Annotated in this window: 21 protein-coding genes and 1 tRNA gene; 13 read left to right on the forward strand and 9 right to left on the reverse strand. The window is 64.9% G+C overall.

Going from position 1 to position 23,754, the window contains the following annotated elements:
- Positions 1 to 2: 2 nt before the first annotated feature.
- Positions 3 to 866, reverse strand: a complete 864-nt coding sequence (locus KTQ37_RS01660; RefSeq protein ID WP_218628722.1) for an HpcH/HpaI aldolase/citrate lyase family protein — start codon at positions 864 to 866, stop codon at positions 3 to 5.
- A 94-nt stretch (positions 867 to 960) separates the two neighbouring features.
- Positions 961 to 1,698 carry a sulfite exporter TauE/SafE family protein gene (locus tag KTQ37_RS01665; protein WP_218628997.1) on the reverse strand — a complete coding sequence of 246 codons (738 nt, stop codon included), beginning with the start codon at positions 1,696 to 1,698 and terminating at the stop codon, positions 961 to 963.
- Positions 1,699 to 1,950: 252 nt separating this feature from the next.
- Here KTQ37_RS01665 and mdh point away from each other — a divergent pair, with 252 nt between their 5' ends.
- The gene (mdh, locus tag KTQ37_RS01670; protein ID WP_218628723.1) at positions 1,951 to 2,913 is read left to right on the forward strand and encodes a malate dehydrogenase; all 963 of its coding nucleotides are present in this window, start codon (positions 1,951 to 1,953) and stop codon (positions 2,911 to 2,913) included.
- An 87-nt stretch (positions 2,914 to 3,000) separates the two neighbouring features.
- Positions 3,001 to 4,215 (forward strand): hypothetical protein, encoded by a 1,215-nt coding sequence (locus KTQ37_RS01675; RefSeq protein WP_218628724.1) that lies wholly within the window; start codon positions 3,001 to 3,003, stop codon positions 4,213 to 4,215.
- Here the strand turns inward: KTQ37_RS01675 and KTQ37_RS01680 are convergent.
- Positions 4,196 to 5,266: a glycosyltransferase family 2 protein gene (locus tag KTQ37_RS01680; RefSeq protein ID WP_218628725.1), complete on the reverse strand. Its 1,071-nt coding sequence runs from the start codon at positions 5,264 to 5,266 to the stop codon at positions 4,196 to 4,198. The two genes, KTQ37_RS01675 and KTQ37_RS01680, sit on opposite strands and share 20 nt — an antisense overlap.
- 242 nt (positions 5,267 to 5,508) lie before the next feature.
- Between KTQ37_RS01680 and sucC the strand changes: the two genes are divergently transcribed.
- From sucC to lpdA, 6 genes are all read left to right on the forward strand, one after another.
- Positions 5,509 to 6,702: an ADP-forming succinate--CoA ligase subunit beta gene (gene sucC, locus KTQ37_RS01685; protein WP_218628726.1), complete on the forward strand. Its 1,194-nt coding sequence runs from the start codon at positions 5,509 to 5,511 to the stop codon at positions 6,700 to 6,702.
- Positions 6,703 to 6,714: 12 nt separating this feature from the next.
- The gene (locus KTQ37_RS01690; RefSeq protein ID WP_218628727.1) at positions 6,715 to 7,428 is read left to right on the forward strand and encodes a sulfotransferase family 2 domain-containing protein; all 714 of its coding nucleotides are present in this window, start codon (positions 6,715 to 6,717) and stop codon (positions 7,426 to 7,428) included.
- 10 nt (positions 7,429 to 7,438) lie between these two features.
- Positions 7,439 to 8,326 carry a succinate--CoA ligase subunit alpha gene (gene sucD, locus KTQ37_RS01695; RefSeq protein WP_218628728.1) on the forward strand — a complete coding sequence of 296 codons (888 nt, stop codon included), beginning with the start codon at positions 7,439 to 7,441 and terminating at the stop codon, positions 8,324 to 8,326.
- A 318-nt stretch (positions 8,327 to 8,644) separates the two neighbouring features.
- A complete protein-coding gene (locus KTQ37_RS01700; RefSeq protein WP_218628729.1) occupies positions 8,645 to 11,611 on the forward strand; it encodes a 2-oxoglutarate dehydrogenase E1 component in 2,967 nt (988 codons plus the stop codon).
- Between the two features lie 3 nt (positions 11,612 to 11,614).
- The gene (gene odhB, locus KTQ37_RS01705) at positions 11,615 to 13,138 is read left to right on the forward strand and encodes a 2-oxoglutarate dehydrogenase complex dihydrolipoyllysine-residue succinyltransferase (protein ID WP_218628730.1); all 1,524 of its coding nucleotides are present in this window, start codon (positions 11,615 to 11,617) and stop codon (positions 13,136 to 13,138) included.
- 120 nt (positions 13,139 to 13,258) lie between these two features.
- Positions 13,259 to 14,647, forward strand: coding sequence for a dihydrolipoyl dehydrogenase (gene lpdA, locus KTQ37_RS01710; protein WP_218628731.1), 1,389 nt, complete (start codon positions 13,259 to 13,261; stop codon positions 14,645 to 14,647).
- A 44-nt stretch (positions 14,648 to 14,691) separates the two neighbouring features.
- Here the strand turns inward: lpdA and KTQ37_RS01715 are convergent, their stop codons facing one another.
- The 3 genes from KTQ37_RS01715 to KTQ37_RS01725 are packed head-to-tail and all read right to left on the reverse strand — an operon-like array spanning position 14,692 to position 16,624.
- Entirely contained in the window at positions 14,692 to 15,192 is a 501-nt protein-coding gene (locus KTQ37_RS01715; RefSeq protein WP_236021000.1) for an acyl-CoA thioesterase, read from the reverse strand.
- 60 nt (positions 15,193 to 15,252) lie between these two features.
- The gene (locus KTQ37_RS01720) at positions 15,253 to 15,900 is read right to left on the reverse strand and encodes a GntR family transcriptional regulator (RefSeq protein WP_218628732.1); all 648 of its coding nucleotides are present in this window, start codon (positions 15,898 to 15,900) and stop codon (positions 15,253 to 15,255) included.
- Between the two features lie 31 nt (positions 15,901 to 15,931).
- Positions 15,932 to 16,624 carry a M48 family metallopeptidase gene (locus KTQ37_RS01725; protein ID WP_218628733.1) on the reverse strand — a complete coding sequence of 231 codons (693 nt, stop codon included), beginning with the start codon at positions 16,622 to 16,624 and terminating at the stop codon, positions 15,932 to 15,934.
- Between the two features lie 133 nt (positions 16,625 to 16,757).
- Here KTQ37_RS01725 and KTQ37_RS01730 point away from each other — a divergent pair, with 133 nt between their 5' ends.
- Together KTQ37_RS01730 and KTQ37_RS01735 are read left to right on the forward strand one after the other, a co-directional pair.
- On the forward strand, positions 16,758 to 17,084 hold the full coding sequence (locus KTQ37_RS01730) for a TIGR02300 family protein (RefSeq protein ID WP_218628734.1): 327 nt from the start codon (positions 16,758 to 16,760) through the stop codon (positions 17,082 to 17,084).
- Between the two features lie 192 nt (positions 17,085 to 17,276).
- A tRNA-Ala gene (locus KTQ37_RS01735) sits at positions 17,277 to 17,352 on the forward strand.
- Between the two features lie 138 nt (positions 17,353 to 17,490).
- On the opposite strand, the gene KTQ37_RS01740 is transcribed toward KTQ37_RS01735, so the two are convergent.
- The 3 genes from KTQ37_RS01740 to KTQ37_RS01750 form a co-directional block, all read right to left on the reverse strand.
- Positions 17,491 to 19,029, reverse strand: a complete 1,539-nt coding sequence (locus KTQ37_RS01740) for a tripartite tricarboxylate transporter permease (protein ID WP_218628735.1) — start codon at positions 19,027 to 19,029, stop codon at positions 17,491 to 17,493.
- A gap of 9 nt (positions 19,030 to 19,038) precedes the next feature.
- Positions 19,039 to 19,470: a tripartite tricarboxylate transporter TctB family protein gene (locus KTQ37_RS01745; RefSeq protein ID WP_218628736.1), complete on the reverse strand. Its 432-nt coding sequence runs from the start codon at positions 19,468 to 19,470 to the stop codon at positions 19,039 to 19,041.
- An 87-nt stretch (positions 19,471 to 19,557) separates the two neighbouring features.
- On the reverse strand, positions 19,558 to 20,535 hold the full coding sequence (locus KTQ37_RS01750) for a Bug family tripartite tricarboxylate transporter substrate binding protein (RefSeq protein WP_218628737.1): 978 nt from the start codon (positions 20,533 to 20,535) through the stop codon (positions 19,558 to 19,560).
- Positions 20,536 to 20,657: 122 nt separating this feature from the next.
- Here KTQ37_RS01750 and KTQ37_RS01755 point away from each other — a divergent pair, with 122 nt between their 5' ends.
- From KTQ37_RS01755 to KTQ37_RS01765, 3 genes are read left to right on the forward strand one after another with little or no spacing between them, the layout of a single operon-like run.
- Complete coding sequence (locus tag KTQ37_RS01755) at positions 20,658 to 21,329, forward strand: response regulator transcription factor (protein ID WP_218628738.1); 672 nt, start codon at positions 20,658 to 20,660, stop codon at positions 21,327 to 21,329.
- Positions 21,322 to 22,716 carry a sensor histidine kinase gene (locus KTQ37_RS01760; RefSeq protein ID WP_218628739.1) on the forward strand — a complete coding sequence of 465 codons (1,395 nt, stop codon included), beginning with the start codon at positions 21,322 to 21,324 and terminating at the stop codon, positions 22,714 to 22,716. The genes KTQ37_RS01755 and KTQ37_RS01760 overlap by 8 nt, the downstream gene beginning before the upstream one ends.
- Positions 22,716 to 23,753, forward strand: a complete 1,038-nt coding sequence (locus tag KTQ37_RS01765; RefSeq protein WP_218628740.1) for an ABC transporter substrate-binding protein — start codon at positions 22,716 to 22,718, stop codon at positions 23,751 to 23,753. The genes KTQ37_RS01760 and KTQ37_RS01765 overlap by 1 nt, the downstream gene beginning before the upstream one ends.
- Position 23,754 lies beyond the last annotated feature (1 nt).

Below are 23,754 nucleotides of genomic sequence, written 5' to 3' on the forward strand. Positions count from 1 at the left end.
CCTCAGTTGCTCAGAGCGGCAATCGCCTCCGCTTTCGCGAGAACCTGCCGCGCGGTCACGATATGCAGGTTTTCGACGATCTTTCCATCCACGACCGCAACGCCAAGGCCCTGTTTCTCGGCCTCTTCGAAAGCGGTGATCTGGCGCTGCGCCAGGTCGATCTCGGCTTCCGAGGGCGCAAAGGCCGTGTTGGCGATCTCCAGCTGCGCCGGGTGGATCAGCGACTTGCCATCAAAGCCCATGTCGCGGCCCTGATCGCATTCGAACTTGAGGCCCTCTTCGTCCTTGAAGGCATTGAAGACGCCATCGACGATAATCTTGCCATAGGCCTTGGCGGCCAGCAGGCACTGACCCAGACCCGCCATCATCGGCAAGCGGTCGGCGCGGAAGCGGCTTTGCAGTTCCTTGGCGAGGTCATTGGTGCCCATCACCATGCCCTCAAGCCGCGGATGCGCGGCGATCTCGGCGGCGTTGATCATGCCAAGCGCAGTCTCCATCATCGCCCAGAGCGGAACGCCCTGGATCAGATCGGCGACGGCATCGAGGTCGGCGGTTTTCGACACTTTCGGGATCAGGATCGCATCGACCTTGGCGCCCTCGCGGATCGCGGCGGCAAAGGCCAGGATGTCATCGCGGCCCCATTCGGTATCCAGCCCGTTGACCCGCACGATGCGGGCGCGCTGGCCATAGTCGGCCTCTTTGAGCGCTTTGGCGAGGGTAGAGCGCGCATTGACCTTCTCATCCACCGCAACGGCGTCTTCGAGGTCGAAGATGATCGCGTCGCAGGCAAGGCCGGTCGCCTTTTCCAGCGCACGCTCTTTCGAGCCGGGAATATACAGAACCGAGCGGTAGGGGCGGGCAGTCATGATTCTCTCCTCGCAACAATCTTTCGCCAAAGAGCATAAACGAGACAGAATCGGCAAGCCCAGAAATGCCGCAATGCAGAATTACGTCAGCATCTCAGGCCAGAATCGCGCCCCAGAGCAGCTTGGCCGAGATCAGCAAGAGCGCCCAGGTGACCAGCTTGTAGAACATCTCATGCGGGATGATCCGCACGAGGCGCACTCCCAGGAAGACCGAGACCGCGGCCGGGATCGCCAGCACCAGCGCCAGTTTCAGGCTGCCCAGGTTGAGCTGCCCAAGGGCCGCATAGGGGATCAGCTTGATTGCGTTGACCCATGCAAAGAGAATGGTCGAGGTGCCGGCGAATACCGTGCGCGGCAGGTTCAGCGGGATCGTATAGGCCTGATAGGGCGGTGCGCCGGAATGGCTGATGAAGCTGGTGAAGCCGGTGATCGCGCCCCAGAACATCCCCGGCCCAACCTTCGGCTCGGCCGCTGCGCCCAGTCTTGGCCGCAGGATCGCGTTCAGCGCGAAGACCACACCGATCAGGCCGACAAGGCCGGTCGAGACGCGCTCGGGCACATAAGAAGCCGTGGTCCAGCCAATCCCCACCCCGATCGCCGTGGCGGGCACCATGATCTTGAGCACGCGCTTGTCGAATTCCTTGCGGTAGGCAATCAGCCCGAACATGTCCGACACGATATAGACCGGCAGCAGCAGGCCCGCCGCCGCAACCGGGTTCATCACCCCCGCCAGCAGCGGCACCGAGAGCGAGCTGACCATCGGCAGGCCGCCCTTGGCCATGCCGACCGAGATGGCGGCCAGCACCGCCATCGCCCATCCCCAACTGTCCAGATCCATCGGCCCCCGCAGAGAATCGGCCCCGAAACGCGGGGTCTTTTGGTTTGGTAAAAGACCGGGAGCGGTTTGACAGGGGGCTTTCTTAAAAATTTTAGCGCCACCACGAACGAATATTTCGGTGCACAATGGCATACAATTGCACCGTTAGCGCCGCAGCTGCCCACCCCGCCCTTGCCAGACTGGTCGCAAAGGGCTAACCCATGCCGCGTCAGCTCAACCCAACCCACCTGACTTTGGAGGAATTCCATGGCCCGACCCAAGATTGCCCTTATCGGTGCCGGTCAGATCGGCGGCACGCTCGCCCATCTCGCCGCGATCAAAGAACTCGGTGACGTCGTTCTGTTCGACATCTCCGAAGGCACGCCCCAGGGCAAAGCCCTCGACATCGCCGAATCCGGTCCGTCCGAAGGCTTCGATGGCACCTTCAAAGGCACCAACGATTACGCCGACATCGCCGGCGCCGACGTCTGCATCGTGACCGCGGGCGTTCCGCGCAAGCCGGGCATGTCGCGCGACGACCTGCTGGGCATCAACCTCAAGGTCATGAAGTCGGTCGGCGAAGGCATCGCCAAGCACGCCCCGAACGCTTTCGTGATCTGCATCACCAACCCGCTCGACGCGATGGTCTGGGCGCTGCAGCAGTTCTCGGGCCTGCCGGCCGAGAAAGTCGTCGGCATGGCCGGCGTTCTGGACAGCGCGCGCTTCCGCCACTTCCTGGCGACCGAATTCAACGTCTCGATGCGCGACGTCACCGCCTTCGTTCTGGGCGGCCACGGCGACACCATGGTTCCGCTGGCCCGCTACTCGACCGTCGCCGGCATCCCGCTGCCGGACCTGGTCGAAATGGGTTGGACCACGCAAGAGAAGCTCGACGCGATCATCCAGCGCACCCGTGACGGCGGCGCCGAGATCGTCGGCCTGCTCAAGACCGGCTCGGCCTTCTACGCCCCGGCCACCTCGGCCATCGAGATGGCGGAAGCCTATCTGAAAGACCAGAAGCGCCTGCTGCCCTGCGCGGCCTATGTCGATGGCGCCTTCGGCCTGAACGGCATGTATGTCGGCGTTCCCACCATCATCGGCGCCGGCGGCATCGAGAAGATCGTGGACATCAAGCTCAACAAAGACGAGCAGGTGATGTTCGACAAGTCGGTCGATGCGGTCAAAGGCCTCGTCGCGGCTTGCAAGGGCATCGACCCGTCGCTGGCCTGATCGCCGATCAGCGGTTACAGTGGAAGGCGCACCCCCCGGGTGCGCCTTTTGCATTTAAGCCTTTGCATTTCGTGAGGAGAACCCGCCATGCGCCGCCTGCTGCTCGCCTCGGCCCTTGCCATCCTGCCCATTCCGGCCCTCGCGGGCACCGGCCTGAGCGCCGAGATCGGCGAAACCGGCATCACCGCCACACTCGCCCGCCTTTCGGCCCTGCCCACGCCCACCGATGAGGAACGCTTTGCCATCGGCGGGCTTGAATTTCTGGCCGCGCTGGAGCGCGTCTACCAGCTGCGCTGGCAGGTCGGCATGGGGCGCGGCATGGACATGATATTCGGCATGGCCGGGCAGCTTGGCAACAACCCCAACCCGCGCCAACTCGACCCTGCCGAGATCACCGCGATCCTCGACGACACGCTTGCCGGGATGGAGCGCGCCCGCGCCGCGCTGGCCGATCTTCCCGACGACAGCGCCTTCGGGTTCGAGCTTGATTTCGCCGATCTGTGGCTCGATGCGGATGGCGACGGCAAGCGCGGTCTGGCGGAATCGCTCAGCGACATCGCGGGGCCGGTACTCTTCGGCTGGCAATGGCAAGAGCGCCAGCAGACCCAAGGCGCGCTGCCCGCCGTGCGTTTCGACGCCGCCGATGCGCCCTGGCTTGCAGCCTATACGCATCTCATCTCCGGCACGACGCAGATGATCCGGGCCTATGACCCCGCCCCGGCGATTGCCCGGGTAGGTGAGGCAAGCGCGATCTTGCGCAAGAAAGACAACGAGTCCGATCCCTATGGCTATTCGAACTTTGTCGACATGTTCGCGATCGTCGATGGCACGCTGCGGCACGAACCCGACGCCACGCGCACCCTCGCCGCGCGCGATCACTACCTGTCGATGGTGTCCGAGAACCGCCGCTTCTGGGCGCTGGTGGCGCAGGAGACGGACAATGACCGCGAATGGATCCCGAATGACGCTCAGGTTTCGGCTACCGGGCTGACCTTCCCCAAAGGGATCGGCGCCAGCTGGCTTGCGGTGCTCGACGATGCCGAGGGGCTGCTGACCGGCCGCCTTGCCGCGCCCTATCCGAAAGACATCTTCTTTGGCCGCGCCACCACGCAGGTGCCACCCGGTCTCGATATATCGAAGCTCTTCACCGAGCCGCGCCCGGTCGATATCGTCGGTTGGTTCCAGGGTTGGGCCGCCCTGCCCTATCTGAGCGATGCCCCCCAGGTCACCGCGCAGAACATGCTGCAATTCGAACGCCTGGTGTCGGGCGAGGCGCCGCTGTTCATGGTGTTTCTGAACTGAGCATCAGCGGCGCGGGGTCGAAGCCCAGCCGGTCGTGCAACTGGTCGATCAGTTCGGCCTGATGCACCACCAGCGCGCGGTCGAAAGCCGCGGGGCTCAGATCCACGCGCGCGCCGAACAGCTCCGTCACCGTTGCCTCGATCCCCGTGTCGCCGCGCGTGAGCATCCCGCGCGCTTCCAGAGCCTCGGCCTCGGGCTTGCGCAGCCCGAGCACCTTCCACCATAGCCGCGCCAGCCCCTCGGGGTTGCGCACCCGCCGGGCGGCCGCCGCCATCTGCGCCAGACGCGGCGCGCCATGGGGGATCGGCTGGCCGCGGACCTCTGTCGTGGCCCGTCGCAGAATCTTGAGAATGTAATGCAGCGGCGTCAGCCCGTCGAAATGGCGCAGCCGCGCATTATACGAGGGCCGATAAGGCAGTGTGTTGCGGCTATCATCCCAATGGGCCAGCGGATAATGCACGCCGATCACCCGCCCTTCGGCGGCGCGGGTACAGCTTTTGCCCGCCGAATGCGCCGCCACGCCTCGGTTGAGAAACCGCGCCCGGTCGCCGTAGATCTCGGCGCCGTCCTCCTCGAAATCGGGCCAAGGCGAACGGAAGACACCTTCGAACAAAGCACGCGGGCGGCGGCGCAGAAAGCAACGCTCCTCGACCTCAAACTTGATCCAGGCCTTCTCGGGGCCCGCGGAGGCCAGATCAAGCGCGAAGGACCTTTGCGGGTGCACGAATTCGTCGGCGTCGCAATGAACCAGCCAGTCCAGCCCCGCCTCGGCCAGCGCACGCGTTGCATTGTATTTCTGCCGCGTTTCGTGTCGCACGGGCCGGAGCGCTTTCCAGCCGCGCACCCATCCATCATCGCCGGAATGGCGCAGCACAACGCCGGGAACACCGTGCAGCAGCGCCTCGGTCTCGGGGTTCGGCCGGTCCAGGAAAACATGCACCTCTCGCGCGCCGACCGCGAGATGATACGCCACGAATGCAGCAACCAACGCAGGAGGTTCGTCGATCGTGGCAACCACTCCCCAACTGGGCAGAACAGCGGTTTCGGGCATCGTTTTCTCGTGCATTTCTTGGCCGCGGCGACTTTCGCACCGCCCGCTCAGAGGCGCAACCCGAGTCGTTATCGCTCGCAGGCAATGCTGCACTGCGGCATTTGTGATCACACTTTTTCAGCCTGTGATCACAAAGTGCAATTTTCTGCTGATACAGGGCTTCGAGGCGCATTTATCGTTTTGTTACGGGGGCCGAATATGCCACTAAACCCTCCAAATCGCACCAGCATGGGACAACTGCCATGAACATTCATGAATATCAGGCGAAGCAGCTCCTCAAGAGCTACGGCTGCCCGGTCTCCGACGGCCGCGTGGTTCTCAAGGCGGAAGACGCCAAGACCGCCGCGGGCGAACTCGACGGCCCGCTGTGGGTCGTGAAGTCGCAAATCCACGCGGGTGGCCGCGGCAAGGGCAAGTTCAAAGAGCCCGAAGCCGGCGAGAAGGGCGGCGTGCGCCTGGCCAAGTCGGTTGCTGAGGCGGCCGAACTGGCCCGCCAAATGCTTGGCAAGACCCTGGTGACGCACCAGACCGGCCCGGCCGGCAAGCAGGTCAACCGCATCTACATCGAAGACGGCTCGGACATCTCGCGCGAACTTTACCTCGCGCTGCTGGTTGACCGCGGCTCGTCGCGCGTCTCGGTCGTGTGCTCGACCGAAGGCGGCATGGACATCGAGGAGGTCGCTGCTTCGACCCCCGAGAAGATCCTGACCCTGACCATCGACCCGGCCGTGGGCTACATGCCCTACCACGGTCGCCGCGTGGCCTTCGCCCTCGGCCTCGAAGGCGGTCAGGTCAAGCAGATGACCCAGATCCTCGGCAACATGTACCGCGCCTTCATGGACAAGGACATGGAGATGCTCGAGATCAACCCGCTGATCGTGATGACCGACGGCAACCTCAAGCTGCTCGACGCCAAAGTGGGCTTCGACAACAACGCGCTCTACCGTCACCAGGACATCATGGAGCTGCGCGACACCACCGAGGAAGACCCCAAGGAACTCGAAGCGTCGAAGTTCGACCTGAACTACATCGCGCTCGACGGTGAGATCGGCTGCATGGTGAACGGCGCGGGTCTGGCGATGGCCACCATGGACATCATCAAGCTCTACGGCGCTGAGCCGGCGAACTTCCTCGACGTTGGCGGCGGCGCCACGAAAGAGAAAGTGACCGAGGCCTTCAAGATCATCACCTCGGATCCGAACGTCAAAGGCATCCTCGTGAACATCTTCGGCGGCATCATGCGCTGCGACATCATCGCCGAGGGCGTGATCGCCGCGGTGAAGGAAGTCGGCCTGCAGGTTCCGCTCGTTGTGCGCCTCGAAGGTACCAACGTCGAGCTCGGCAAAGAGATCATCAAGAACTCGGGTCTGAACGTGATCGCGGCGGACAACCTCGCCGACGGCGCCCAGAAGATCGTGAAAGCGGTGAAAGGCTAAGGCTGTCGCGTCATGATCGTCTCGCACGCCCACAAGTTCATCTACCTCCGCACGGAAAAGACGGGTAGCACCGCCTTGACCGCTGCGCTGGCACAGTACTGTGGGCGTGAAGAGAACCTGAAGGCGAACTTGCGGACCCCGATCTCGCGGCATTTGCCGTGGATTTCGGGTGGGCTGCAGCGTCGGTTCCCGGAGGTCTTCGGCCTCCACTACCACGCGACCGCCGAACAGGTGCGCCGGATCCTCGGCCCCAAGGTCTGGGACAGCTACTTTAAGTTCGCTGTCGAACGGAATCCGTGGGAACGGCAGATCTCGCTCTTCTACCATCGCCGCGGTCGCGACGGTGGTGTGCCGGGCGATTTCGACCGCGCGCAACGCTCATTGACGTACAACCTTCTGCACCACAACCGCCTGAACAATTGGGGCGTCTATGCCATCGGCGATGAAATCGTCGCGGATCAGGTGATCCGTTACGAAGACCTCAACGATGCGCTGCCCGGTCTCTTCGACCGGATCGGGCTGCCCCGGGATCTGGTCCTGCCGCGCCGCAACTTCGGGCACGGCGGAGAGCGCCAGCACTATTCGAGCTACTACACTCCGGCCAGCCGCGATCTTGTCGCCAGTTGGTACCGGCGTGAAATCGAAGCCTTTGGATTCACCTTCGATGACCAGGGGCAACCGCAAACGGACAATGCCGGGCCCGCCGTGGCCCAGCCCATTCAATGAAGGATCAGACATGGCAGTCCTCGTTAACGAAAACACCAAAGTCATCTGCCAGGGCTTCACCGGCTCGCAGGGTACGTTCCACTCGGAACAGGCAATCGCTTACGGCACCAAGATGGTTGGCGGCGTGACCCCCGGCAAGGGCGGCACCTCGCACCTGAACCTGCCGGTGTTCAACTCGGTCCATGAGGCGAAAGCCGTGACCGGCGCGAACGCCACCGCGATCTACGTTCCGCCGCCCTTCGCGGCCGACTCGATCCTTGAGGCGATCGACGCCGAGATGGAACTGATCGTGTGCATCACCGAGGGTATCCCGGTGCTCGACATGATGCGCGTCAAGCGCGCGCTGATCGACTCCAAGTCGCGCCTGATCGGGCCGAACTGCCCCGGCGTTATCACCCCCGACGCCTGCAAGATCGGCATCATGCCGGGCCACATCCACCGTCGCGGCTCGTGCGGCGTGGTCTCGCGCTCGGGCACGCTGACCTATGAAGCCGTGAAGCAGACCTCGGACCTTGGCCTCGGCCAGTCCTCGGCTGTCGGCATCGGCGGCGACCCGATCAAGGGCACCGAGCATATCGACGTGCTCGACATGTTCCTGGACGACCCGGAAACCACCTCGATCATCATGATCGGCGAAATCGGCGGTTCGGCCGAAGAGGAAGCCGCGGAGTTCCTGAAGGAGCAGAAGAAGAAAGGCCGCTGGAAGCCGACCGCTGGCTTCATCGCCGGCCGCACCGCTCCTCCCGGCCGCCGCATGGGCCACGCCGGCGCGATCGTGTCGGGCGGCAAAGGCGACGCCGAGTCGAAGATCGAGGCGATGCGCTCGGCCGGTATCGTTGTCGCGGAAAGCCCCGCGCATCTCGGCGAAGCCGTGATGAAGGCGATCAAGGGCGAATGATCCCTGCCGGAGGTCGCGGGCTACCGCGACCTCCACCCCACTCACAAGTGCCAAGGAGGGTGTGCCCTCTTTCGCCCTTCTGAGTGACGCTCAAAGGCCGGCTTTGCCGGAGCGGGAGGAATAATGGACGCTAATTTGTCCCAGATGGCCCATTTGGCCGCGGCGCATTTCGTGCCGGTCGGGTGCTTTGCCGCTGCCCCTCCCCTTCGCTCCACCGCCGACCTTGGGCGATCGCCCCGCTCTTTCGCGGCGGACTCCGCAAGCTGATCCGCCCCCCGCCCCTCACTGGCCCCTCAGCCGTTTCCAAGGATAACCGTCATGAACGACCAATCCCCCAACGACCAGTTCCACGCGTCGAGCTTCCTGCAAGGCGCCAACTCGGACTATGTCGAACAGCTTTACGCGCGCTACGCCGCCGACCCGAACTCGGTCGATCCCAGTTGGGGCGCCTTCTTCGCCTCGCTCGGCGATCCCGAACTGGATGTGAAGAAATCCGCCCAGGGCGCCTCTTGGGACCGCACCGACTGGCCGGTGTCGCCCAATGACGATCTGACCGCCGCTCTGACCGGTGAATGGCCGGTGGCCGCGCCCAAGGAAGGCAAGGCTGCGGGCGACAAGATCAAGTCGGCCGCCAAGGCCGCCGGCGTCGAGGTTAGCGACGAGGCCGTCAAGCGCGCCGTGCTCGACTCGATCCGCGCGCTGATGATCATCCGCGCCTACCGCATCCGTGGTCACCTGATCGCCGACATCGACCCCCTGGGGATGCGCGACGCCAGCCTGCACCCCGAGCTTGATCCGAAATCCTACGGCTTCGCCGAAGTCGACATGGATCGCCCGATCTTCATCGACAACGTTCTGGGCCTGCAGATCGCGTCGATGCGCCAGATCCTCGACGTGCTCAAGCGCACCTATTGTGGCACCTTCGCGCTGCAATACATGCACATCTCGAACCCCGAGGAAGCCGGCTGGCTGAAAGAGCGCATCGAGGGCTACGGCAAGGAGATCGCCTTCACCCGCGAAGGCCGCCGCGCCATCCTGAACAAACTGGTCGAAGCCGAGGGCTACGAAAAGTTTCTGCACGTCAAATACATGGGCACCAAGCGTTTTGGCCTTGATGGCGGCGAAGCGCTGATCCCGGCGATGGAACAGATCATCAAGCGCGGCGGGCAACTCGGCCTGCGAGATGTCGTCATCGGCATGCCGCACCGCGGCCGCCTGAACGTGCTTGCCAACGTGATGATGAAGCCCTACCGCGCGATCTTCCACGAATTCCAGGGCGGCTCGTACAAGCCCGATGACGTGGATGGCTCGGGCGACGTGAAATACCACCTCGGCGCCTCGTCGGACCGCACCTTCGACGGCAACACTGTGCACCTTTCGCTGACCGCCAACCCCTCGCACCTCGAGGCGGTGAACCCGGTCGTTCTGGGCAAGGTCCGCGCCAAGCAAGACCAACTGGGCGACGTCGACCGCATCGCGGTTCTGCCGATCCTGCTGCATGGCGACGCGGCCTTTGCGGGCCAGGGCATCGTGGCCGAGGGCTTCCAGCTTTCGGGCATCAAGGGCCATCGCACCGGCGGCACCATCCATATCGTCGTGAACAACCAGATCGGCTTCACCACGGCGCCGCACTTCTCGCGCACCTCGCCCTACCCGACCGACATCGCCCTGATGGTGGAAGCGCCGATCTTCCACGTGAACGGCGACGACCCGGAGGCCGTGGTTCACGCCGCCAAGGTTGCGATCGAGTTCCGCCAGAAGTTCCACAAGGACGTCGTAATCGACATGTTCTGCTACCGTCGCTTCGGTCACAACGAAGGCGACGAGCCGATGTTCACCAACCCGCAGATGTACAAGAACATCAAGGGCCACAAGACCACGCTCCAGCTTTATACCGAGCGCCTCGTTGCCGACGGGCTGATCCCGGAAGGCGAGATCGAGGACATGAAGGCCGCTTTCCAGGCAAGCCTCAACGAAGAGTTCGAGGCCGGCAAGCAGTTCAAGCCGAACAAGGCCGACTGGCTCGACGGTCGCTGGAAGCACCTCGAACGCGAGCATGAGGATTACGACGCGGGTACCACCCCGATCGCGCCCGAACTGCTGGCCGAGGTCGGCAATGCGCTGACCAGCTACCCGGACAGTTTCGACATCCACAAGACCGTCTCGCGCCAGCTCGAGGCCAAGAAGAAGATGTTCCAGACCGGCACCGGCTTCGACTGGGCAACCGCCGAGGCGCTTGCCTTCGGTTCGCTGCTCTCGGAAGGTTTTGGTGTGCGTCTGTCGGGGCAGGACTGTACCCGCGGCACCTTCTCGCAGCGCCATTCGGGCCTTGTCGATCAGACCACCGAAGAGCGTTACTACCCGCTCAACCACATCAAACCCGGTCAGGCCCGCTATGAGGTCATCGACTCGGCGCTGTCGGAATACGCGGTTCTGGGCTTCGAATACGGCTACTCGCTGGCGGAACCGAATGCGCTGACCCTGTGGGAAGCCCAGTTCGGCGACTTCGCCAACGGCGCGCAGATCATGTTCGACCAGTTCATCAACTCGGGCGAACGCAAGTGGCTGCGTATGTCGGGCCTCGTGTGCCTGCTGCCGCACGGCTTCGAAGGTCAGGGCCCCGAGCACTCCTCGGCACGCCTGGAACGCTTCCTGCAACTGTCGGCGGAAGACAACTGGATCGTGGCGAACTGCTCGACCCCGGCGAACTACTTCCACATCCTGCGTCGCCAGATTCACCGCAAGTTCCGCAAACCGCTGATCCTGATGACGCCGAAGTCGCTTCTGCGCCACCCGCTCTGCGTGTCGAAGGCCGAGGAATTCACCACTGGCTCGTTCTTCCGCCGCGTGATGTGGGACGACGCCGATCCGCAGCACAAGGGCAACTCGGAGTTCAAGCTCGCGGACGACGCCAAGATCAAGCGCGTCGTGATCTGCTCGGGCAAGGTCTATTACGACCTGCTGGCCGAGCGCGACAAGCGCGGCCTCGAGGATGTCTACATCCTGCGCCTCGAACAGTTCTACCCGTTCCCGGCGCATTCGATGGTCAACGAGCTCAGCCGCTTCAAGGGCGCCGAGATCGTCTGGTGTCAGGAAGAGCCGAAGAACCAGGGCGCCTGGACCTTCGTCGAGCCGAACATCGAATGGGTGCTCTCGAAGATCGACGCCAAGCACGGTCGTCCGCGCTACGCGGGTCGCGCCGCCTCGGCCTCGCCCGCGACGGGTCTCGCCAGCCGCCACAAGGCCGAGCAGGAAGCTCTCGTCAACGACGCGCTGGAGGGCTGATCCATGACCGAAGTCCGCGTCCCCACTCTGGGCGAAAGCGTGACCGAGGCGACCGTCGCCACCTGGTTCAAGAAACCGGGTGACACGGTCGCGGTCGACGAGATGCTTTGCGAGCTTGAAACCGACAAGGTGACCGTCGAGGTCCCGGCCCCCGCGGCCGGGGTTCTGACCGAGATCGTCGCCGCCGAGGGCGAGACGGTCGGCGTCAACGCTCTCCTTGCCATCCTTTCCGAAGCGGGCGCGGCCGCCGCCCCTTCGCAACCGAAATCCGAAGGCGCCAGCCCCTCTGCAACCGCGCCGCAATCCAATGAGGTCAAAATGACGGACGTTATGGTGCCCGCCCTGGGCGAAAGCGTGTCGGAAGCCACGGTTTCCACCTGGTTCAAGAAGGTCGGCGATACCGTCGCCCAGGACGAGATGCTCTGCGAGCTCGAAACCGACAAGGTGTCGGTCGAGGTTCCCTCGCCGGTCGCGGGCGTCCTGACCGAGATCGTCGCGCCCGAAGGCACCACCGTTGACGCCTCGGCGAAACTCGCCGTCGTGGCCGAAGGCGCCTCGGCTGGCGCCGCAGCGCCGGCCGCCGCTCCCGCCGCAGCGCCAGCACCGGCCGCCGCAGCCGCAGGCAAGGATGTCGAGGATGCGCCCTCGGCGAAGAAAGCCATGGCCGAAGCCGGCCTCACGCCCGCTCAGGTCCAGGGCTCGGGCCGCGATGGCCGCATCATGAAGGAAGACGTCGCCGCAGCCGCCGCCAAGCCCGCCGCAGCTGCCGTCTCGATCGCGCCCACCCCGGCCACGGCCCCGCGCGCGCCCTCGATCGCCGAGGATGCGGCCCGCGAAGAGCGCGTCAAGATGACCCGCCTGCGCGCCACCATCGCCAAGCGCCTCAAGGACAGCCAGAACACCGCTGCCATGCTGACCACCTATAACGAGGTCGACATGTCGGGCGTCATGGCGCTGCGCAACGAGTACAAGGACCAGTTCGAGAAGAAGCATGGCGTGCGCATGGGCTTCATGTCCTTCTTCACCAAGGCCTGCTGCCACGCGCTGAAGGAAGTCCCCGAGGTCAACGCCGAGATCGACGGCGGCGACATCGTCTACAAGCACTACGTCCACATGGGCGTGGCCGCCGGCACGCCGACCGGCCTCGTGGTTCCGGTCATCCGTGACGCCGACCAGATGTCGTTCGCGGACATCGAGAAAGCCATCGCCGAAAAGGGCAAGCGCGCCCGTGACGGGAAGCTGTCGATGGCCGAGATGCAGGGCGGCACCTTCACCATCTCGAACGGCGGCGTCTATGGCTCGCTGATGTCCTCGCCGATCCTGAACCCGCCGCAATCGGGCATCCTCGGCATGCACAAGATCCAGGATCGCCCCGTGGTCGTGAACGGCCAGATCGTCATCCGCCCGATGATGTATCTCGCACTCAGCTACGACCACCGCATCGTCGACGGCAAGGGCGCCGTGACCTTCCTCGTCCGCGTCAAGGAAGCGCTCGAGGATCCGCGCCGCCTGCTGCTGGATCTCTGATCAGATCACGGGGCGGCCACTGCGCCGCCCCTTCTTCCATCCCGCCCCTTCTTCTTGGTGCAAATACCTCGGGGGGCGCGGGGGGCAGCGCCCCCCGACACCAGTCAAAGGAAAATTCCAATGGCAGATTTCGACGTTATCGTGATCGGCGGCGGCCCCGGTGGCTATGTCTGCGCGATCCGTTGCGCCCAGTTGGGCCTCAAGACCGCCTGCGTTGAGGGTCGCGGCGCCCTCGGCGGCACCTGCCTCAACGTGGGCTGCATCCCCTCCAAGGCGCTCTTGAACGCCACCCACCACCTGCACGAGGTTCACGAGAACTTCGAGAAGATGGGCCTGATGGGCGCCAAGGTCAAAGTCGACTGGGCGAAGATGCAGGACTACAAGCAAGACGTCATCAACGGCAACACCAAGGGCATCGAGTTCCTCTTCAAGAAGAACAAGGTGACCTACCTGCAGGGCTGGGGCTCGATCCCCGCCGCCGGTCAGGTCAAGGTCGGCGATGAAGTCCACACCGCCAAGTCGATCGTCATCGCCACCGGCTCCGAACCCGCCTCGCTGCCCGGCATCGAGATCGACGAGGACACCGTCGTCACTTCGACCGGCGCACTCTCGCTGCCCAAGGTGCCCAAATCGATGGTCGTTATCGGCGCGGGCGTCATTGGCCTCGAAATGGGCTCGGTCTATGCCCGCCTCGGCGCTGAAGTGACCGTGGTCGAATATCTCGACGCGATCACCCCCGGCATGGATGGCGAGATCGCCAAGTCCTTCCAGAAGATCCTTGCCAAGCAGGGCATCAAGTTCGTGCTCGGCGCCGCCGTTCAGGGCGTGACCAAGGGTAAGAACAAGAACACCGTCGCCTACAAGCTGCGCAAGGACGAGAGCGAGCACACCCTCGACGCCGAGGTCGTGCTGGTCGCGACCGGCCGCAAGCCCTACACCGAAGGTCTCGGCCTTGAGGCGCTCGGCGTCGAGATGCTGCCGCGCGGCCAGGTCAAGACCGACGCCCACTGGGCAACCTCGGTCAAGGGCATCTACGCCATCGGCGACGCGATCGTCGGCCCGATGCTCGCCCACAAAGCCGAGGATGAGGGCATGGCGGTGGCCGAGGTCATCGCGGGCAAGCATGGCCACGTGAACTACGATGTGATCCCCGGCGTGATCTACACCACCCCCGAGGTCGCCTCGGTCGGCAAGACCGAAGAGGTGCTCAAGCAGGAAGGCCGCGCCTACAAGGTCGGCAAGTTCTCCTTCATGGGCAACGGCCGCGCCAAGGCGGTGTTCCAGGCTGATGGCTTCGTCAAACTGATCGTCGATGCCGGCACCGACCGCATCCTTGGCTGCCACATCATCGGCCCGGGCGCGGGCGACATGATCCACGAGATCTGCGTGGCCATGGAATTCGGCGCCTCGGCACAAGACATCGCGCTGACCTGCCACGCCCACCCGACCTACTCGGAAGCGGTGCGCGAAGCGGCACTGGCCTGCGGCGACGGCGCGATCCACGCCTGATCGACCCCACAAGATCGAAAGGGCGGCCCCCGGGCCGCCCTTTTTCATTCCGCGCGCTTTGCGGCCAGATCCAGCCGCGCGGCAAACTCGCGCCGCAGGCTCTTGCGCACCTCGGCGGCCTGCCAGCGGTGGCGTTCAATCTGGGTCTGCGGGTCAAGCGTTGGCACTTCGACGGGGCGGCCCGTCTCATCCACGGCGACCATGGTGAAGTAACAGCTGTTGGTATGCCGCCGCGTGCCCTTGGTGATGTTCTCTGCCTCGACGCGAATGCCGATCTCCATCGAGCTACGCCCGGTATGGTTCACCGCCGCGCGGAACAGCACCAACTCGCCCACATGGATCGGCTCCTTGAAGGTCACCTGATCCACGCTCAGCGTCACCGCGTAGCGCCCCGAGTAGCGCGAGGCCAGCGAGAAGGCCACGCGGTCAAGCCAGTTCAGCAGCGCGCCGCCATGCACCTTGCCCGAGAAGTTGGCCAGATCCGGCGTCATCAGCACAGTCATCTCGAGCGATCTGCGCTCGGCTTCGGTAAGTTCACTGGTCATTGGCCCCTCATGCCTTGCTTTAGAGCAGCATGATCGCATGGGGCGCGGCGTCAAGCGCCCTTACTGCGCTAGGTGCCGCAGGCCCTGCGTGACGTCCGTGCGCACCGCCAGCCGCAACGAGGGCTCGTCTCCAGCCCGCAGCGCGGCAAGGATCATGCGGTGATGGCGCGGCGGCTCGTTGCGCTGCATCTTGCCGTAGAGCGCGCGCATGGTCGGTCCGAGTTGCAGCCAAACCGTCTCGATCACCGCCAGCATCGCGGGGGCCTGAGCGCGCAGGTAGAGCGTGCGGTGAAACTCGAGGTTCGTGCGGATGTAGCCCACGGCATCGTGCTTGGCGACGGCCTCGGCATTGGCGGTGTTGATCGCGCCCAGACGGTCGATCAGCGCCAGGTGCGCCCGCGGCAAGGCGCGCGAGGCCAGTTCCGGCTCGATCAGCGCGCGCAGGGCGGCCAGTTCCTCGATCCGGTCGTTGGATAGCTCGGGCGTGGTCACCCGCCCCGAGGATGACAGCGTCAGCGCCCCCTCCGCCACCAGCCGCCGCAGGGCTTCACGCGCGGGCGTCATCGACACGCCGAACTGCTTGCCCAGACCGCGTAGGGTCAGAGCCTGCCCCGGCAGCAACTCACCATGCATGATCTGTAGTCGCAGGCTGCGGTACAGCCGATCATGCGCGGCGGTTTCGATCGGGCGTGAGGTAATCGTGGTCATCTGCCGTTTGTGATCACAAATCCCGCACAGGTCAATCGCGAAAGCGGATCGCGTGCAGCGCGCCACCATGACGCTTGAGCCAGGCCCGCTCCGCCCCATAACCGGGGCGCAGCCGTTCGACGACATCCCAGAAGGCTTGCGAGTGATTCATCTCGGCCAGATGCGCCACTTCATGCGCCGCGACGTAGTCGAGCACGCCGGGCGGGGCCATGATCAGCCGCCAGCTATAACTGAGCGAGCCATCATGCGCGCAGGAGCCCCAACGTGAGCGCGTGTCGCGCAGGGTGATCCGCTTGAAGGGGCGGCCAAGCGCAGCCGCGTAGCCCTCGGTGGCGGCCTGCAGGCGGCGCCGGGCGCAATGCTTGAAAAAAGCCTCCAGCCGGGCGCCGAGCCGATCCTCGCCCGCGGCCACGATCAGCCTGTCGCTCTCTAGCTTCGGCGCACGCACGGTGCCCGGAACCAGAACCATCTGGCGGCCCTCGAAAGGGATGGTCCCGCCGAAGACCGGGCGCGAGACATCCGGCATGGCCGCGAGTGTGCGGCGCAGCCACTCGGCCTGGCTGCGGGCAAAGGCCAGCGCTTCGGCCTCGCGCGCGCGGGCGGGTAGCGTCAGAGTCACCTGCCCGTCGATCCGCGAGACCCGCAGGCTGAATCGCCGCGCCCGCGCCGAGCGGCGCAGCTGCAAGGCGATCTCGGGCATCTCAGGCAGGATCAGGCGGCTCATCGGCGACTCCGTGCGGCTCTGTCGCGCCTGTGAGCGCGCCTTGTCGAATTTGGCGCGAAAAGGCTTTGACACCCCGCGCCTAGTATGGCACGTGGCGTCGACTCTCTAATCAGAGCGATGCTAGGAGAATTCCATGCCGAAAGAGGAATGGGGCGTCAAGCGCCTCTGCCCGCATTGCGCGAGCCGGTTCTACGACCTGACCAAAGATCCCATGACCTGCCCGGTCTGCTCGAACAGCTTCACGCTGGAAAGCCTGACTGCCGGACGTGGCCGCGTTCTGGTCGCCGACAAGACGGCGAACCGCGAGCGTGACATCGACGTGGACGATCTGGGTGACGACGATCTGGACGATGATGCCGGTGACGTCGATATCGACGACGATCTGCTCGAGGATGACGAGGACGATAACGTCTCGCTCGACGATATCGCCGACGTCAGCGCAGGCGACGACGACAGCTGATCAGCCGTTTCGAGGGCTTTTGACAGGCGCGGGGCTTTGCCTCGCGCCTTGTCTATTTGCGCCCCGCTGCGGGCAATCGGGGCGCCAAAAATTTTCCGACGAAGCCACGAAATTCCTCTTGCGCCCGTCCGGTGCGCGCCGTATACGACGCCCCACGCAAGGCGGTACACACCGCTGCGCGAGACCTCCGGTGGGGCCATAGCTCAGTTGGGAGAGCGCTTGAATGGCATTCAAGAGGTCAGGGGTTCGACTCCCCTTGGCTCCACCAAACATCCTCAAAATGACACGACAGCGCCCGCAAGGGCGTTTTTTTGTTTTTACGCAAGACCTTATCATTCTCCCACGCAAAGCAAAGGGCCGCGCAAAGCACGGCCCTTCAGGGGTTTCGGAGATTTGGCTCAGCGCATCAGTCGATCACGGATCCCTCGGCATCGCCGCGCTGACGCATCCGCATCTTGACCATGCGGCCCACGAAGATCGGCAGCAAGAAGCCCAGGATCGCGAAGGCCCAGAGTGCGATCGACAGGGGGCTGTCGATGAGAGTGAACCAGTTGCCGTTGTCGATGGTGATCGCGCGGCGCAGGTTATTCTCCATCGCGTTACCAAGCAGCGTACCCAGGATGATCGGCACGAGCGGCACATCGAGTTTGCGCAGCCCCCAGCCCATGATGCCGAAGCCGATCATCACCAGCAGATCGAAGGTCGAACCCGAGATCCCGTAGATCCCGACGAAGCTGACCATGGCCACGATCGGCATCAGGATGCGCGGCGGAACCATCAGCACGCGGGTGAAGATGCCCACCATCGGGATGTTCATCGCCAGCAGCATGAAGTTCGCGATGAACAGCGCCGCGATCAGACCCCAGACCACATCCGGGTTGTTGGCGAACAGAAGCGGCCCCGGCGTGATGTTGAGCGACAGCAGAACCGCCAGCAGAACCGCCGTAGTGCCTGAGCCCGGCACACCAAGCGCCAGCATCGGCACCAGCGCGCCGCCGGCGGCCGCGTTGTTACCCGCCTCGGGGGCGGCCACGCCGCGCGGATCGCCCTTGCCGAAGGTGCCCTTGCGGTCCACCAGGCGCTTCTCCATCGAATAGGAGATGAACGACCCAAGCGACGCGCCCGCGCCCGGCAGAACGCCCGCCAGGAAGCCCAGGAAGGACGAGCGCAGCATGGTCGGCGTGCATTCCTTGACCATCGCGGCGGGCGGCGTCAGGCGTCCGACGGTCAGCTTGCGTCCGGCGGCATCGGCGGCACCGTGGCGCTCTTCGAGGAAGATGAAGACCTCGGACAGCGCGAACAGACCGACGATGGCGACGAGGAAGTCGAGCCCGTCATACAGGTGCACCTCGCCGAAGGTGAAGCGCGGCACGCCCGTTTGCGTATCGACGCCGATCATCGCCAGCCCAAGGCCAAGCGCCGCGGCGAAGGCCGACTTCGCCTGATTGGTCGAGCTGACCCCGCCAAGCGTCATGAAGGCCAGAGCGAAGAGCGCGAAATACTCGGCCGGACCGAACAGCAGCGCGATCTTGACCAGCTGCGGCGCCAGCAGGATCAGGCCCCAGGTCGCAAGGAACGAGCCCACGAAGGACGCAATCCCCGAGATCGCCAGCGCCTCGCCCGCCATGCCCTTCTGGGCCATCGGGTAGCCGTCAAGACAGGTCATCATCGCAGGCTCATCGCCCGGAATATTGAGCAGGATCGACGAGATCCGCCCACCATACATCGCCCCGTAATAGACCGAGGTCAGCAGGATCAGCGCGGGCGTCGCACCGAGCCCCAGCGAGAAGGCCAGCGGGATCAGGATCGCGACACCGTTCGAGGGGCCGAGGCCGGGCAGAGCGCCCATGATCGTGCCCAAAAAACAGCCCAGAAGGGCCAGACCCAGATTCTGCCAGGTCAGCGCGACGGCGAAACCGTCGCCAAGGGAAGACAGGAGTTCCATGGTTCCTCCTCAGAATCCAAGCGGGCCGCGGGCCAGCGACAGCCCCAGAACCAGGTGAAAGACGACATAGATGCCGACGGACGTGCCCACCCCGGTCAGCGCGGCACCGATCAGTGTCGATCCGAGGCGCCAGGACAGGTAGGCAGCGGCAAACGCGGTCGCGATGACGAAACCGGCCTCCGGCAGCAATTCGGCGTAGAGCACCATGACGACGACGGCAGCGGCCAGTTCGGCCAGACGCCCAAAGGCGGGCCAGTGCGGCTCGGCGTCGGGGCGCAGGAAGATCACGGCCGAACTGAGACCGAAGATCGTTGCAATGATAAGCGGGAAGGCTTTGGGTCCGACGGCGTCCGACAGGAAGCTCTCTTCGATCTGAAGCGCGGCATATGCGTAGCCGAGTGCCAGAAACACGCCGAACGCACCGAAGATACGATCACTCATGTGAACTCTCCTATGCGGCAGGAATTGGTTGGGGCGGTCGGCCCAGACCGCCCCAGGGATCAAGCAGGGTGAGGAAAGGGGTAGCCCTTACTTGATGATCCCGATTTCTTTCGAGATGGACTGGATCTGCGCCACCGAGTCTGCGACGAACGCCTCGAACTCCGCCCCTTGCAGATCGAGCGGCGCCAGACCGTTGGCTGCCATCGTGGCCTTCCACTCGGGCGAGGCATAAAGCTTGCCGATCTTCTCGACCCATATGTTGTAGGCGTCATCCGACATGCCCTTGGGGGCGTAGAACCCGCGCCAGTTCGCGCCGAGCGCATCGACGCCCTGCTCTTTCGCGGTCGGGAACTTGTTGAACTCACCTTCCAGACGCTCGGGGGCGAGCACCGCGATCACCTTGATATCGCCCGAATCGACGAAGCCCTTGGCTTCCGAGATATCGCCGGTGAAGGCTTGGACCGAGCCGGCCAGAAGCTGCGTCACCGCCTCGCCGCCACCATCGAAGGCCACGTATTTGACCGAGCGCACATCGTCGATGCCATAGGCATTGGCTGCGATCAGCACCTTGAGGTGGTCCCAGCCGCCCACAGCCGAACCGCCCGCCACCGAAACCGAGGTCGGGTCATTCTTGATCATGTCCAGCAGCTCGGGGAGCGTGTTGACCGGGCTGTTGGCCGCAACCGCGATCATGCCGTAATCGGCACCGACCGAAGCGACCCAACGCACCTGATCCATCGAGTTGCCCGGATAGGCACCCTGCGCCAGACGAGTCGCGGTTGCCGACGAGGCAGCCACGATCAGGTCGTTGCTGTCATTGCGCTTGTTGACCACTTCGGCATAGGCCACGCCACCGCCACCACCGGCGAGGTTCACGACCTGCATGGTCTTGCCGATCATGCCCAGATCCTGCAGCGACTTACCGACCTGACGGCAGGTGAAGTCCCAGCCGCCGCCCGGGTTCGCGGGCGCGATGCACTCGGGGTTTTCCTGCGCGGTCGCCATCGTGCCGACCAGACCGAAACCGACCACGGCAAGCGCCGTGCGGATTGCTTTGAAAGCCATATTGTTCTCCTCCACGTTCCGACCCCTGCGGTCACGCCGCCGGGTCTGTGCCAAGGAACTTACGAGTTGAACCTGTCACGAACCTGTCACAGGATCGCCGACACCCTTGGGAGGGGGGCGCAATGCGAATCTTGCTGGTCGAGGATGCTCCGGATCTGGCCGAGGCGACGCAACGCCAACTCAGCCAGAGCGGGTTTGCCTGCGATCTCGCCATGACCCTGCGCGAGGCCGAGGATTGCCTCGACGTGCAGCGCTACGATGCGGCGGTGCTCGATATCAACCTGCCCGACGGCTCGGGGACGGACCTTTTGCGCGACATTCGCCGACGCAAGCTACCGATGCCGGTGCTGATGCTCACCGCGCAGTTTTCGGTGGATGACAAGCTCTCGGCCTTCGGCCTTGGCGCGGATGACTACCTCACCAAACCCTTCGATCACCGCGAACTGGCGGCGCGGCTGCACGCGCTTTTGCGTCGCGACAAGGCCGAGCGGTCGAGCGAAGTCACTCTGGGGCGGCTTAGCTACAACGCAACCGGGGGCGTGGCGAGCGTGGCGGGCGAGCGGCTGGACCTGACGCGGCGCGAATTCTCGCTTCTGGGGATGCTGCTCAAGCACCGCGGGCAGGTGGTGAACAAAGAGCGCCTGCATGAGGGGCTTTATTCGTTCGACGACGCCATCGTCGGGGTGAACGCGGTCGAGCTGTATATCGCGCGGCTGCGCAAGAAGCTTGCGGGCAGCGGCGTCGAGATCCGCACCCTGCGCGGGCAGGGCTACAGCCTTGACGCCGATGACTGAATCGCCCCGCAGCGCCTCGACCCTGTCACTCAGCGCCCGGCTTGCGGGCGGTCTGGTCGTGCTGCTCGTGGTCGGCGGCGTCGTGCTGTCGCTTGCCACCTTCGCCTATGGCCGTGCCGCCGCGCGCGAGGCCTTCGACCGCCTGCTGGTGGGGGCCGCCAGTTCTATCGCCGCCTCGGTGTCGGTGATCGAGGGTGCGGCGGTGGTGGACCTGCCGGTCTCGGCCTTCGATTTGCTTGCCCTCGCCCCCGAGGACCGCATCGCCTATCAGGTGCGCGGCGTCGATGGCGCGGTGCTCACGGGCTACGCGGACCTGCCACAACCACCAGCCGCACGTCTCGTGACCAGCGGGCCGGTCTATTACGACGCCCCCTTCACCGGCGAGCCTGCGCGCTTCATCCGCCTGACCCGCCGCTTCGCCGAGCGCGACCTGTCGGGCACGATCGAGGTGATCGTTGGACAGACCCTGCGCGAGCGCAACGCCCTGGCCGAGGATATCGCGCTCAACGCCCTGATGGGGCTGGCGATCGGCGGGGCCGCCGTGGTGCTGCTGGCGGTGCTGGTGGTGCGCTCGGCGCTGCGCCCGCTGGACGAGTTGGCACTGGCGCTGGCCGCGCGCGATCCACAAGACCTGACAGAGATTTCCACCGCCGTCCCGCGCGAGGTCGCAAGCCTAGTCGGCGCGGTCAACGGCTTCATGGGACGGCTGGAGCGGCAGTTCGATGCAATGCGCAACCTGATTTCCGATTCCGCGCATCAACTGCGCACCCCGGTTGCCGCGCTGCGTGCGCAGGCCGATCTTGCGACGCAGGAAACCGACCCCGACCGCCGCGACCGCCTGATCGGGCGCATCCATGACCGCAGCGTCAGCCTTGGGCGGCTGCTCGATCAGATGCTCAGCCGGGCGCTTGTCATCCACCGCATCGACTCGGCCCGGCGCGAGGCGGTGGACCTGCGCGACATCGCCCTCGATATCGTTGAGGCGGGCGATCACAAGCTGATCGCCCCCGGGGCCGAGGTCCGCCTTGAGATTGGCGAGACGCCGGTGATCGTGCTGGGCGATCCTCTTTCTCTCGGCGAGGCTGCCAAGAACCTGTTTCGCAACGCGCTGGCGCATGGGCGCGCGCCCATCGTGTTGGGGGCTGATGTGCAGGGCGCGCAGGCGCGGCTTTGGGTGCAAGATGCCGGCCCTGGCCCCTCGGCCGCCGTCCGCGCGCAGTTCGGCGACCGTTTTGTGCGCAGCGCCGCCGCCGATGGGCGCAGCGCCGGTCTGGGCCTCTCGATCGCCGACTCAGTCGCGCGCGCCTTTGGCGGCCATCTCGCCCTTGAAGACAGCGCCGAGGGGTTCCGCGTCGCGATTACCCTGCCCCAGTCGGGAGAGCGCTGATGATCCGCCTGACCCTTCTGTTACTCTGCCTCGCCCTGCCCGCCCGCGCGCAAGAGGTCGTGCGCGCCTTCGGGCCGGAAAACGCCCTGACCCGGCTGGTCCTGCGCACCACCACCGATGTCGACATCCTCGCGCCCACGGTCGAAGAGTTCCTCGCGGCGCATCCGGGTCTTGCGATCGTTTACGAGCAATGGGGCTCAAACGCGCTTTACCAGCGCAGCTCCGAGGAATGCGCCACGGGCGAGAGCGGGGCCGATATCGTGATCAGTTCGGCCGTCCATCAGATGATCAGACTGGTCAACGACCGCTGCGCCGCCTCGTGGCAGTCGTCCTTCAGCACCGGCCTTCCCGACACGCTGCGCTGGCGAGACGAGATCTGGGGCGTGACCCGCGAACCGGCAGTCATGGTCTATAACCGCAGCCTCGTGCCGCCCGATCAGGTGCCGCGCACCCGCTTCGATCTGCTCGACCTGCTGCGCCCCGAGGATTCGCGCTACGCCGGGCGCATCGCCACCTATGAGATCTCGCAATCGGGGCTTGGCTACCTCTTTGCCTATATGGACTCGCAAGAGGCCACGACCTTCGGTGCCTTGATGGAAGCCTTCGCCCGTTCCGGTGCGGTCGCCACCTGCTGCTCGGCCGAGATCATCGACGGGGTGCAGCGCGGCGACTATCTGATCGCCTACAATATTCTTGGCTCCTACGCCGTGACCGAGGCGCTGCGCGACCCGACCCTCGGCATCGTCGCGCCGCGCGACTACACGCTGGTTCTGTCGCGCGCGCTGATCTTTCCGGGCAGCCGGGTGCGCCCCGAGGCCGGGGCCTTCCTCGATTTCCTGCTCTCGCCCGCAGGGCAACTGTCGCTGGCGGCGAACAATCTGGCGATCAGCGCCGACAATCCGGCGATCAACACCGAAGCCGACGCGCCCGACAGCGCGCGCCGCCTGATCCCGCTGGCCCCCGCCCTGCTGGTGGCGATGGACCGCGCCAAGTCGGAGCGTTTCCTCTCCGACTGGCGCAAGACCTTCGCGCAGTAGC

It is taken from the genome of Sedimentimonas flavescens, from assembly GCF_019264375.1.
GTDB classification, from domain to species: domain Bacteria; phylum Pseudomonadota; class Alphaproteobacteria; order Rhodobacterales; family Rhodobacteraceae; genus Rhodobacter; species Rhodobacter flavescens.